Below are 12,452 nucleotides of genomic sequence, written 5' to 3'. Positions count from 1 at the left end.
TCGCCGTGTTCCCTCGCGCGGAAGGAGTCGACTTACTCTGCGCCTACGCCACCCAGAACCCCACCGCGCACAGCAGCCGGGTCTCGTCGTCGGCATCCGCGGGCGGCTCGATCGCGGGCGGGAACACGCCCCATTGGCGCCACTCGTCGGCGTGCGGCACGACGTGCTCGTTGAGCCCGTCGATCAGTTCGGGGGAGAGGTGGAACGGGATGCCGAAGTGCTTGGCGATCGAGTACGCCTGGAACGCGCGGTAGGTCGCCATGTGCGCGAAGCCCTCCGCCGCCGGGTAGTCGCCGTACGTGAACCGAAACGTCTCCGCGAACTCGCCCGTGCGAACGGCGGCGGTCGCCACGTCATTGAGAGCGTCGTACGAGGCGATCGGATCGTCGCCGAGGAGGTCGGCGTCGGCGTACGGGTCGCCGTCGGCGGCGGCGCGTCCGGCGATCACGTCGGGGATCCAGGCTTCGTCGTAGGCGTGCCGGCCGATGATGCCGAGCAGCGTCGGCGATTCGAGCTGGCTCCACTCCTTCGGAACGGGCGCCGAGAAGTCGGCGGAATCGATGCGGTCGATGACTTCGCGAATGGCGGCGTCGGCATGGAGGAAGAGCTCGTCCGGTTTCATGGCGCCGACGGTACTCCCGGGCACCGACATCGACCAGGCCCGCCCGCAAAGGTCGGGGGACAGCGCTAGTCGCGGCCGGACTGCTCGATTCCGCTCAGGAGCACCTCGATAGCGAAGTCGCGCCGTGCCGCTTCATCGGGTCCGGTGAGGAGTGCGGCAGATCGGGCGACGCGGGGGAATCGCTCGGGATCGGCGCCGTCGTACGAGGCGCGGATACGTCCGCGCTCCTCGCCAGAGTCCCCACGGTTGAGTCGGACGCTTCGCTCAACCGCGGTCGACGCGGCGAACTGCGCGATGAGGTCGATCGCGAGCGCGGCGCGGTCGGCGGGGATGCCGCCCGCCTCCATCAGTGCCAGTTCGTGTTCCGCGAGGCGCAGCGCGCCGGGGAGGACGGGGATCGAGCCGAGCGCGATCATGCCGAGGCCGGGGTAGGTCTCCAGCGTCTCGATCGTGTGGACGATGGTCCCGGCGAGAGCGGCTCGCCAGTCGCGTCGGTTGCCCGTGGCATCCACGAGGGTGACCTCTGCGTATGCGGCATCCAGGACGTGTTCGAGCAGGATGTCGCGGTTGCCGAAGTACGCGTACAGCGAGGCGGGGCCGGTTTCGACCCGCGCGGCGACGTGTCGCAGGCTGACGGCGTCGACGCCTTTCTCGCGGATCAGAGCCATCGCCGCGTCGAGGATCGACTGCCGGGACAGCGGCGCCTTCGCGGGGCGAGCGCGACGTGAGACCGGCTCTGCGGGCGAAGGCATGGCGACACGCTATCACTTGACACGATCGACATTCGTGACGAACATTGTTCGCGAACATCGTTCGTGAAGGAGTGATCATGTCGATTCTGGTTGTCGGTGCCAGTGGTGCCGTGGGTGGTGCGGTCGTGGCGGGTCTGCTCGATCGTGGGGAGCGGGTGCGCGCGACGAGCCGGACGCCGCAGAAGCTGGCTTTGCCCGCCGAGGTGGAGGTGTTCGCGGCGGATCTCGATGACCCGGCGTCGTTCACCGAGGCTCTGACGCGTGTCGAGCGCGTGTTCCTCTATGCCGACCTCGCCGAGCCGGAGCCGCTCCTGGCGACCTTCGCGGCGGCGGGCGTCCGGCACGTGGTCGTCCTGTCGTCGTCGTCCGTGACGCTTCCGGGGGCGGCGGAGGACTTCAACGGCTCGCGGTTCCTCCGTGTCGAGGAGGCCGTCGCCCGGTCGGGGCTCGCGTACACGTTCCTGCGTCCGGGCGGGTTCGCGAGCAACGCAGCCCGCTGGAGCTGGGGCGTGAAGGGCGAGAGCGCCGTTCCGCTGCCGTACCCCGACGCGGTGCAGGCGCCCATTCACGAGCAGGACATCGCCGATGTCGCCGTGGTCGCCCTCACCACCGACGCTCTCGTCGGTGCCGCGCCGGTGCTCACCGGACCGGAGCGCCTGACTCTTCGCGAGCAGGTGGCGCTGATCGGTGACGTGATCGGGCGGCCGGTGACGGTGGTCGAGCAGACCGAGGCGGAGTCGTCGGCGATGCTGTCGCGGTTCGTGCCCGAGGTGTGGGTGCGGCAGATCATCAAGGACTGGCGCGAGGCGGTCGGCGCGACTCCGCCGATCTCCGACGAGTACACGCGCATCACGGGCCGCCCGTCGCGCACTTTCCGCGCATGGGTCGTCGACCACGCCGACCTGTTCCGTTGAGGGGCGGGTCGGGATACTGTTCGGTGGTCCGTGCTGAAGCCTGAGGAGGTGGTCCCCGTGAACGAATCGACGTGGGTGCTCCTCAGCGGAGTCACGGTCGGGCGCTAGGTCGCCCGGGAGCACCCCCACCCCGTGCTCCCGAAAGGCATGACCATGCGCTTCACCTCACACACCCTGCTCGACGACGGCGTCCTCGAGCGCGAGTTCACGCTCGCCGGTTTCGCCGGCATCCTGTGGATGCCACCCACCGCCACCCCGTCGTCGCCGGTGCCGCTGCTCCTCCTGAACCAGCCCGGCGGCTTCGGCACGCGCCGGATGTACTCGCGGCTCGTCGCCCGCGCCGCGGCGGCCGCGGCGGACGGCTTCGCGTCGGTGACGATCGAGCTCGCCGGCACCGGTGACCGCCCGCCGCTGCCCGGTGCCGATGAGGCTCGCGCCGATCTGCGCGCCGCGCTCGCCGCGGGCGAGAAGCCGAGCGCTGACGTGACCGACCGGCTCATCCTCCCGCTCGTGGATGCGGCCGTCCCCGATTGGCAGACCACCCTGGATGCCGTGCTCGCCCTGCCCGACGTCGGTCCGGGAGTCGGCTTCTCCGGCGGAGTCATCGCGGTCGGCGTCCGGCTCGCCGCTACCGACCCGCGCATCGCGGCCGCGGGGCTCTTCGCCGGAAGCTACGTGCCCCGCTCGACGATGGAGGAGGCGCAGGGGATCGGCATCCCGATCCATGTCCTTCTGCAGTGGGACGACGAGGGCAACGACCGTCAGGCGGCGCTCGACCTGTTCGACGCGTTCGGCTCGCGCGAGAAGACGCTCGTCGCCAACATGGGCGGCACACGGGCGTTCCGGCGTTCGCGGGAGAGGATGCCGGGAGGTTCTTCGTGCGGCATGTGAGAAGTTGAGGCGGCGTCGGCGGTCGCGTCGCTCCGGAACGTGGCGGGGCAGTATCCGGACGATCCCGGGCTCGCCGAGCTCGCGGGCGAGGCGTCGTTGAAAAGTCGAGAGTTCGCGCGCCTGTGGGCGAGGCGCGACGTGCGGTTGTGTTCGAGCGGAACGAGGAGGCTGCGCCACCCCTAGGTGGGTGACCTCGAGTTGCATTGCGAGGTGCTCCACCTCCCCGGCAGCAGCGGCCAGCGATTGCTGACCCTCACGTCGGCGGTGGGCAGTGCGCCGGTGTTGCTGGGGTGAGGAGGCGGTGTGTGGTGAATGGATGCCGCGTCGCATAGCCCGGCCTATGTCGTCGGCGAGTTCCCCGCGGACAACCCGAAGAATCGCTCGAAGAACGCTCCGAGCTTCTGGATAACGCGCTGTTTCTTCTCACCGTGGCCGCCGTCAGCAGAGAACCGCGATACCGGCGGCAGCACCTTGGTGATCGCGGTGCCGCTCGTACGGATCTGGCCGTCGCGAAAGGCGGTCTCGATGAAGACGCGAGTCTCATCGGGTCGCAGCTTCTCGTCGGTGATGATCGTCTCGAGTTCGGCCTCGCGCTTGGCTGCGATGTATGCCCGCCATTCCTGGTCTATCTCACCATCCACGGAGAGCGAGTCTACGAAGTCTTCGATGAGGTCCCTCTTGTTGCGCAACGTCGGGCTGGCGTCCACGGCGCGGGAGATCTCGGCGCGAATCTCCTTGTCGTCACCGTCACCACGTTCATCCCGATACTTCTGGACGAGCATGAGGATGTAGTCGACGTTGATCTCGACCTGCTTAATCAGCTCGATCTCGAAGACCACGTCATCGTTGATCTGTTCCTTGTCGGCGTCCTTGTCTTTGCGGAACTCCGCATACAGGTCGAGGTAGACGCTGCGGTAGTCCTGACCCTGCCGGTCGGTGAGGATTGCGTTGCCGGTGAACTCGTCGAACGAGGCGAGGATGTTCTGCAACCGCAGGATCGCACCGAACAGCTGGATGAACTCCTTCTGAGCAGCTTCGCCGATGATCGGCTGACCGAGCGGGAAGGCGCTGAGCAGTTCGGTGACCTTCTCGGCGTAGTCGTCGTAGTACTCGCCGTACGGCTTGAGAAGTACCACACCGCGAGCATCCTTGTTGCCGAACAGCGCGATCGCATCGTTCGTCTCGTCTTCAAGGTCACGGAAGCTGACGATGTTGCCGTAGGTCTTCACGGAGTTCAGGATGCGGTTCGTGCGCGAGTAGGCCTGGATCAGCCCGTGTGCGCGCAGGTTCTTGTCGACGAACAGGGTGTTCATCGTGGTCGCGTCGAAGCCGGTGAGGAACATGTTCACGACGATGACCAGGTCGATCTCGCGCTGCTTCAACTTGAGCGAGAGGTCTTTGTAGTAGTTCTGGAACCGGTCGGCGGAGGTGTCGAATGACGTGCCGAACATGTCGTTGTAGTCCTGGATCGCGTCTTCCAGGAACGACCGCGCGTCCATGTTCAACGCGCCGGTGTCGAAGCCCTCTTCGTCGAGCCCGCCGTCTTCCACGGCGTCGTTCGCGCCGTAGGAGTAGATCAGGCCGACCTTCAACCGCCGATCCGACGAAAGACCCTCTTGCTGGATCTGGAAGTGGTTGTAGTACGCACGAGCAGCCTCGATAGATGCGGTCGCGAACAGCGCGTTGAAACCACGCACGCGGCGCTCCCCGAGCGTGTAATGCTCGGCACGCTTCGTCTTCTGGTCGAAGTGCTCCAGCGCGTACTTCACAATCTGACTGATCCGCTCCGGGGCGAGCAGCGCCTTCTCGGTATCGATCGCCGAGACTTGCTTGTCGACGACATTGCCGACCTTGACCGTGTTGACGTAGTCGATCCGAAACGGCAGCACGTTCTTATCGGTGATCGCATCAACGATCGTGTACGTGTGCAACTTCCCACCGAACGCCTGCTCGGTCGTCTGCAGCTGCGGATTCCCGCCACTACCGGAGTTCGCCGCGAAGATCGGGGTGCCCGTGAAGCCAAAAAGGTTGTACCGCTTGAAGGCCTTCGTGATCGCGGTGTGCATGTCGCCGAACTGCGACCGGTGACACTCGTCGAAGATGATCACGACATGCCCGTCGTAAATCGCGTGGCCCTTGTTCGCACGGATGAACGTTGAGAGCTTCTGGATCGTTGTGATGATGATCCGCGCGTTCGGGTCCTCGAGTTGCTTCTTCAACACCTGGGTCGAAGTGTTCGAGTTCGCCGCGCCCTTCTCGAAACGGTCGTACTCCCGCATCGTCTGGTAGTCGAGATCCTTACGATCCACGACGAACAGCACCTTGTCCACGCTCGGGAGCTTCGAAGCGAGCTGTGCGGCCTTGAATGAGGTCAGGGTCTTGCCGGAACCGGTCGTGTGCCACACGTAGCCGCCCGCGGCGCCGGTGCCGAGGGTCTTGTAGTTCGTGGAGATATCGATCTTCTGCAGAATCCGCTCGGTCGCGACGATCTGGTACGGCCGCATAACCAGCAGCATCCGGTCGGCGGTGAGCACGCAGTACTTCGTCAGAATGTTCAGCAGGGCGTGCTTCGCGAAGAACGTCTTCGCAAACGCAGACAGATCCTGGATCGGCTTGTTTTGTGCGTCCGCCCACCACGAGGTGAACTCGAACGAGTTCGACGACTTCCGCACCCGCTTCGACCCAGCCGCTTCGCTGAGGTGCTGTCGACGAGTGGTGTTGGAGTAGTACTTCGTGAGCGTGCCGTTGCTGGTCACGAAGAGCTGCACGTACTCGAACAGACCAGAGCCCGCCCAGAAGCTGTCGCGCTGATAGCGGTCGATCTGATTGAACGCCTCACGGATGTCGACGCCGCGCCGTTTCAACTCGATGTGAACCATCGGCAGACCGTTGACGAGCACCGTCACGTCATAGCGGTTCGAGCGAGCCGCACCACCGTCCCCCTGGCCGATCTCATACTGGTTGATCACCTGAAGCCGGTTGTTGTGGATGCTCTGCTTATCAATCAGCAGGATGTTCTTGATTGAACCGTCGTCACGCTTGAGCAGCTGGACGTGATCTTCTTGCATGCGCACCGTCTTCTCAACGATGCCGTCGTTCGCCCCAGCGATCCGCTCCGAAAAGAACTGATCCCACTCAGCATCGGAAAACGTCACCGAGTTCAGGGCTTCAAGCTGAGCACGGAGGTTTGCCACGAGCTGCGCTTCCGACGTGATCGGCACATACTCATACGCCTGCGACTCGAGCAGCCGGATCAGCTCACGCTCGAGCTCCGCCTCCGACTGATACGAACCAGCACCCACCGCGTCAGGGATGTACTCCGCAACAACCGTGCTCTCCGACGACACAGCGATCGGATCATATTTACGTGGAGTCAAATCGGTCATGCCGCAGCCTCCTCGAAGGTGAGCAGCTTGTCGCGGTAGTACTCGTACTGCTTACGACGCGCAGCAAGCTCGGCGGGGAGGCCGACGCTCAAGTTGTTGACAAGCGCATCAAACTTGTCGAGGAGCGAGACAACGCGGCGCTGCTCATTGAGGGAAGGCACGGGGATAGGAAAGTCTTTGATCAGCTTCGCATTCAAGTCTGACCGAGCACCACGACCAAGGGCCTTGAGCTCTTCATACTTCGAGCTAACCCAATAGAACACATACCGATAGTTTGCTTGTAGTTCATCGATCTGCAAATTGCAGCAGTGCTGATTCGTCGTCAACGGAATCTTATTGATCGCTGACCGAGCGGCCGTAGCCCCTGAGATTGCGACGATGACGCAATTCTCTTTGATCCATGAAGCGCCAGTCTCCTTAAGCGCACGATCAGTGACCTTCATCTCGGTATCCCAAATCTCACCGAACGTCACTTCACCGGTGCGAAGCCACGGAATCGTCCCGCCGTCGTAGTATTCAGGTGCGCCGGCCTTCGGGGTCGCACCCGAAGACACACGGGTCGATATTTCCCCAAGCGTCGACCAGCGAATATCAATATCAGCCGAGAACTCAAAAGCCCTTGTGCGGTAGTGCTCGTACTGGCGGCGTCGAGATTCCAGCTCCGCTTCCAGCTCCGCTTCCAGCTGAGTGAACTGATCCAATACTCGCACGATCTCCCGCTGCACCTCGAGAGGCGGCACAGGGATTAAGTAAGCCCGGACCCGATTGTCGGGGATTGAGGGATAATTTCCCGCGACCTGATTTGCCTCAACGTATTGACGGAACGCGTCGGCACCAAGAACGTGAGCCAAGAAGTTCGTGAGAACGACGGAGGTGTCTGGTCGAAGCACACAGTAGCCCGTGCTGGCGATCTGTCCGTCATACTCGGCCGGGATCACTGCCCATCGCATTTGCGCGGGGCGTGTGGTCGCGAAGATCACATCGCCTGTGTGAACAATCTGTTGCGCGCGACTTGGAGCGTTGCTTGCGTTGATGGATGCTGTCTCACCAATCCTGCGTGTCACGCGGTCCACGGAACTTAGATCGATGTACTGGAAATCGTCGTCACCCGCGTTGACCCATTTGATGTTGGAGCTTTTTGCCGTTACTTCGCCGACAGGCTTGAACTCGACGCCCTTTGGCGCGAGTTCCGCGAGCAGTTCGTCGATGCGGCTCACTTCGTGCCCTCCAGGTCGGCGACGATCTCGTCGATGGAGGTGCGGAGTTCTTGCTGGCGGGCGACGATGCGGGCGATCTCGGCGTTAAGCTCAGTGATGTCGACTGTCTCGCGGATGTCTTCTTGCTCGACGTAGGAGGACACAGCAATGTTGTAGTCGTTGGCCGCGATGCCTTCGTTCGACACAAGCGTCGCGACATGATCAATGCTCTCTCGGGTGGTAAAGGTGCCGAGGACGTGCTGCTGGTTGGCCTCGGTGAGTTTGTTCTTATTGCCGACGCGTTTGAACTCGGTCGACGCGTCGATGAAGAGCACTGCATTGTCGGTCTTGGACTTCTTGAGCACGATGATGCAGGTCGCGATCGTGGTACCGAAGAACAGGTCCGGCGGGAGTTGGATGACAGCGTCGACGTAGTTGTTATCAATGAGGTACTTGCGGATCTTGGCTTCTGCTCCCCCGCGGTAGAGCACGCCGGGGAACTCGACGATCGCGGCGGTGCCGTTGACGGCCAGCCACGACAGGATGTGCATCGTGAACGCGAGGTCGGCTTTCGACTTCGGCGCGAGTACACCGGCTGGCGCAAAGCGTGGGTCGTTGATCAGGAGCGGGTTGGCGTCGCCATCCCATTTGATCGAGTAGGGCGGGTTGGAGACGATCGCTTCGAACGGTTCATCGTCCCAGTGGGCGGGGTCGATCAGCGTATCTCCGTGGGCGAGGTTGAACTTCTCATAGTTCACGTCGTGCAGGAACATATTGATCCGCGCGAGGTTGTAGGTGGTCAGGTTGATCTCCTGGCCGTAGAAGCCGTGGCGCACGTTGTCTTTGCCGAGCACCTTCGCGAACTTCAGCAGTAGTGAGCCGGATCCGACGGCGGGGTCGTAGACCTTGTTCACTTGGGTCTTGCCGACCACGGTGATGCGGGCGAGGAGTTCGGAGACTTCTTGGGGCGTGTAGTACTCGCCGCCGGACTTCCCAGCGCTTGAGGCATACATCTGCATTAGGTACTCGTAGGCGTCGCCGAACAGGTCGATCGAGTTGTCCTCGAAGTTTCCCAGCGGCAGGTCACCGATCGCATCCAGCAGCTTGACGAGCTTCTCGTTGCGCTTCGCGACCGTGCTACCCAGCTTCGAGCTGTTCACGTCGAGGTCGTCGAAGAGGCCCTTCAGGTCATCTTCGGCATCGGTGCCGAGTGCAGAGCCTTCGATGTTCTTGAACACACGAGCGAGCGTCTCGTTGAGGTTCGCATCGGTCGCTGCCCGTGCGCGAACGTTTTGGAACAACTCGGAAGGAAGGATGAAAAAGCCCTTCTCATCGACCGTGTCCCGACGTCCGAAATTTGCGCGTGAGTCGAGGAGGCGGGCGTAATCGAAGCTCGTGTCCCCGGCGTCACGTTCGCTGGCGTTGATATATGCGGTGAGATTCTCGGAGATGAACCGGTAGAAAAGCATGCCGAGCACGTACGACTTGAAGTCCCATCCGTCGACGGACCCGCGCAGATCGTTCGCGATCCGCCAGATCGTCTTGTGGAGCTCCGCGCGCTGCGCTTCTTTCGTAGTGGGCGTCATCGACTCGTGTTTCTCCTCGTGCGAGACCGGGCGCGATCGCTCCCGGTCGGGGCCTCAATGTAGTCTCACCCGCCGACGCGATCGGGAACTGCGTCTAAGGCGGGCCGTGGGCTCAGCGGGTCGTGCTCTCGTCGATCACCCAAGAGCGACGAAGCGGGATGATCGCCTTGATCGCCTCGGGCATGACGTCGTAGTGCTTCAGCAGGCGGTCGATAACCTCTTCTGCATCCCAGGCGGCAACCCGAAGACGTTGCGCATCTACCTTGGCCTGTGCGGGTCCCGTAAGACCACCCATCGCGACCAGAAGCCCGTGGTCCGCCTGATGCTGACCGACGACGCCTCCGAGCTGATCGAGAACCTCGGATCCGACACGGCTGGTCTGCGACTTCACCTGCACGATGATCGTGGGGGCCGAGATACCGAGGACTCCCGAGCCGGCGATGATATCGATGCCGCCGTCTGCCCCCTTAGGCGGAACCTTGCAGGTCATCCCTTCCGCTCGGAGAATCTCGGCCACGAGATCCTGCAGCGCATGCCCCGCGAACTTCTCTTTGATCAGGGTGAGGATGCGGTCCCGCGAGTAACGGATGATGTCCTGGCCGTCGCTCGCGATCGCTTCGTCCGTATCGACGACGTCGTGGTCCGTCTTCGACGACACCAGGGGGACGCCCGCTCGCGCGCCAGGGTCAGTTTCAGCCCCCTGGAGCACCCTTCCGAGTCGGTACGCGGCGTCGTTTCGACTGATCTGCACGACCGTGCTGAACGCGCCCAGGGAGTAGAGCAAATCCTGATTGATGGCTGATCGGGCCACGTCGGGACGTTTCCAGTCGACGGGCCGGACATGGTTCAGGACACCTGTCCCGGTTAGGTATCGATAGGGCCCAGTCACCACGCCGAATGCGAGACGACCGACATTCTTGAGCGGAAGAACGACGATGTCGCCGACCGACATGCGATTCGCGAAGGCGTTGAGCTGTGCCGCGTAGTTGCCGACAGCTTTCTCGTTCTTGTCGGGCATCGTCGGGGAGAGCAGGGCTCGCATGGCGGGCAGGTCCGTCGCTACAGACAGATCGCCAACCTCGCTGAAGTCGACTGCGGTGTAGCCGTTCTCGAGCATCCAGCTGTCGAATGCGTAGTTCTTCGATCCTCGAACAAGCCAGGCCCTCGGCTCCGTCGTCCCCATTGCTCGAGCCTATCTTTCGACCGCACCTCTCGTCCGTGCCGGCAAGTTGCGTCTACGTTTCCGCGAACTCGATGGCTGACCTCCCGCATCCCGGAATTCGTCTCTGGCGAGATGGCTGGGTTTCCACCTGACGCGAGCGCAAGTAGCCTGACCCCATCCCACCCCCCGCCCCGGTCGAAGGAGAGCGGCATGCCCCAACCCCTCCGCTATGGCATCAACGTCTCCCTCGACGGGTGCGTCCACCATGAGGCCGGCCTCCCGCCCGACGAAGAGTCGATGGCGGTCTGGACCGACGAGCTGCGCCGCTCCGACACGCTCCTCTACGGTCGCGTCACGTACGAGCTGATGGAGGGCGCGTGGCGGCGACCCGCGTCCGGACGGTGGCCCGACTGGATGGATGACAGCGAGGTCGCGTTCGCGGAGGTGATGGATCCGATGCGGAAGGTCGTGGCATCCACCGCCCTCGACGCCGTGGACTGGAACGCCGAACTCCTCAGCGGCGATCTCGTCGACGGGGTGCGGCGGCTCAAGGAGCAGCCGGGGCGGGGGATCTCGCTCGGCGGGGTGCGGCTGCCAGTGGCGCTCGCCGCGGCGGGGCTCATCGACGAGTACACGTTTGTCGTGCATCCGGTGATCGCCGGTCGCGGGCCGCGGCTCCTCGACGGTGTGGAGCTGACGCTCGAGCTGATCGAGCGGCGGGAGTTCGGGTCGGGTGTCACGGTGCAGCGGTACCGGCCGGCGCCTGCCGCGGGGGGAGATCCGCGCTGAGCCGGATCACACCCCCGCGAACCACCCGTCGGCGCCGAGGTCCGATCCGGCCCGCGGAAGGTACTGGTCGAAGTACACCCGCGCGACCAGCTCGCGGCGGCTGGTGACGCTGGCCTTCTCGAAGATCGACTTGAGGTGGTCCTGCACGGTGTACGGCGAGACGTGCATCGACGCGGCGATCTCTTTGGTGTCGGCGCCGCGCAGGACGGCACCGACCACCTCGCGCTCGCGGAGGGTCAGCGCGAACGCCGCGGCGACGATGTCGATGACCTCCTGCGGCCGCGCCTCTTCGATCGTGACCACGACGTCGCCGGCGCGGTCGCCGAGACCGCCGAGCGGCGCGGCGTGCAGCACCAGCCACACGCCGTCGGCTGTGCGCGTGCGGATCCGCGGCATCCGAGGGAGGTCTCCGGCGGCGAACCGGCGTGCACCGCTGACGAGCGCCTGGATGTAGGTGAGGGGGTCAGCGCCGGGCACGGCCAGCTGCGCGAGGCGCTCCTGCGCACCGGGGCTCGACTGCACGACCCGATCAGACGCGTCGATGATGATAACCGCCGGACCCGACGCGGGCACGGCCGGGCGGTGGGCCAGCTGGGTGAGGAGTCCGGTGCGGATCCCCCGCGTCAGCGCCGGCGCGACGCTGACCAGGAACGCGAGCTCCTGCGCGGTGAACACCGCGTCGTCGGAGCCGCGGAGCACCGACAGCGACCCCCACACCCCGGCGCGATCCGCGAACACCACGCGCGCCTCATCGACGTACCCGAACCGGGGCAGCACCAGGTCGGCCATGCGCTCGAGACGCTCGACCTGCCCGTCGGTGGCCTCGTGGATGCCGACGGCCACCTGCCCCGCCGAGGCGATCGCGTCGTACCGCGTCGGGTCGGGCTGTCCGCCGTACTCGATGCGCGCCCAGGCGACATCGGCGAAGTTCTTGCCATCGAGATCGCCGAGTTTCAGGGTGCTCGCGATCATCGACGTCGCCGGATCGGTGCTCGAGAAACACCCGGCGATGTACGGCACCACGGCCAGGAGAGCGCTCGCCGACTCCGCCATGAACTCGGGCAGCGGCAGACCGGCGCGCGACAGCACATCGATGTCGCTGCGCGCGCGTCCGGCGGCCAGGGCGGTGACCATGCGAACAGTGTGCTCCGCTC

General features: G+C 64.3%; 10 protein-coding genes and 1 pseudogene. 4 read left to right on the top strand and 7 right to left on the bottom strand.

Features of this window, described 5'->3' with window-relative positions; translation table 11 throughout:
• Positions 1 to 43: 43 nt before the first annotated feature.
• Both P8R59_RS05790 and P8R59_RS05785 read right to left on the bottom strand, forming a co-directional pair.
• Positions 44 to 622 carry a hypothetical protein gene (locus P8R59_RS05790; RefSeq protein ID WP_278103149.1) on the bottom strand — a complete coding sequence of 193 codons (579 nt, stop codon included), beginning with the start codon at positions 620 to 622 and terminating at the stop codon, positions 44 to 46.
• A 65-nt stretch (positions 623 to 687) separates the two neighbouring features.
• Positions 688 to 1,374 (bottom strand): TetR/AcrR family transcriptional regulator, encoded by a 687-nt coding sequence (locus P8R59_RS05785; RefSeq protein WP_278103148.1) that lies wholly within the window; start codon positions 1,372 to 1,374, stop codon positions 688 to 690.
• Positions 1,375 to 1,451: 77 nt separating this feature from the next.
• On the opposite strand from P8R59_RS05785, the gene P8R59_RS05780 reads away from it, so the two are divergent.
• The 3 genes and pseudogenes from P8R59_RS05780 to P8R59_RS05770 form a co-directional block, all read left to right on the top strand.
• Positions 1,452 to 2,288 carry an NAD(P)H-binding protein gene (locus tag P8R59_RS05780; RefSeq protein WP_278103147.1) on the top strand — a complete coding sequence of 279 codons (837 nt, stop codon included), beginning with the start codon at positions 1,452 to 1,454 and terminating at the stop codon, positions 2,286 to 2,288.
• A 153-nt stretch (positions 2,289 to 2,441) separates the two neighbouring features.
• Positions 2,442 to 3,179 carry an alpha/beta hydrolase gene (locus P8R59_RS05775; protein ID WP_278103146.1) on the top strand — a complete coding sequence of 246 codons (738 nt, stop codon included), beginning with the start codon at positions 2,442 to 2,444 and terminating at the stop codon, positions 3,177 to 3,179.
• 18 nt (positions 3,180 to 3,197) lie between these two features.
• Positions 3,198 to 3,362, top strand: a pseudogene (locus P8R59_RS05770) (transcriptional regulator); the annotation flags it as partial.
• 155 nt (positions 3,363 to 3,517) lie between these two features.
• Here P8R59_RS05770 and P8R59_RS05765 read toward each other — a convergent pair.
• The 4 genes from P8R59_RS05765 to P8R59_RS05750 all read right to left on the bottom strand — a co-directional run bounded on the left by P8R59_RS05765 (position 3,518) and on the right by P8R59_RS05750 (position 10,530).
• Entirely contained in the window at positions 3,518 to 6,565 is a 3,048-nt protein-coding gene (locus tag P8R59_RS05765; RefSeq protein WP_278103145.1) for a type I restriction endonuclease subunit R, read from the bottom strand.
• Positions 6,562 to 7,782: a restriction endonuclease subunit S gene (locus tag P8R59_RS05760; protein WP_278103144.1), complete on the bottom strand. Its 1,221-nt coding sequence runs from the start codon at positions 7,780 to 7,782 to the stop codon at positions 6,562 to 6,564. Before P8R59_RS05760 ends, P8R59_RS05765 begins: the two co-directional genes overlap by 4 nt.
• A complete protein-coding gene (locus P8R59_RS05755; protein WP_278103143.1) occupies positions 7,779 to 9,347 on the bottom strand; it encodes a type I restriction-modification system subunit M in 1,569 nt (522 codons plus the stop codon). The genes P8R59_RS05760 and P8R59_RS05755 overlap by 4 nt, the downstream gene beginning before the upstream one ends.
• 112 nt (positions 9,348 to 9,459) lie before the next feature.
• Entirely contained in the window at positions 9,460 to 10,530 is a 1,071-nt protein-coding gene (locus tag P8R59_RS05750; protein ID WP_278103142.1) for a restriction endonuclease, read from the bottom strand.
• 189 nt (positions 10,531 to 10,719) lie between these two features.
• Here P8R59_RS05750 and P8R59_RS05745 point away from each other — a divergent pair, with 189 nt between their 5' ends.
• The gene (locus P8R59_RS05745; protein ID WP_278103141.1) at positions 10,720 to 11,298 is read left to right on the top strand and encodes a dihydrofolate reductase family protein; all 579 of its coding nucleotides are present in this window, start codon (positions 10,720 to 10,722) and stop codon (positions 11,296 to 11,298) included.
• Between the two features lie 6 nt (positions 11,299 to 11,304).
• On the opposite strand, the gene P8R59_RS05740 is transcribed toward P8R59_RS05745, so the two are convergent.
• Complete coding sequence (locus tag P8R59_RS05740) at positions 11,305 to 12,432, bottom strand: helix-turn-helix transcriptional regulator (protein ID WP_278103140.1); 1,128 nt, start codon at positions 12,430 to 12,432, stop codon at positions 11,305 to 11,307.
• Between the last annotated feature and the right edge of the window lie 20 nt (positions 12,433 to 12,452).

It is taken from the genome of Microbacterium proteolyticum, from assembly GCF_029639405.1.
GTDB lineage: Bacteria > Actinomycetota > Actinomycetes > Actinomycetales > Microbacteriaceae > Microbacterium.
This window is presented reverse-complemented; position numbering and strand designations above follow the sequence as displayed.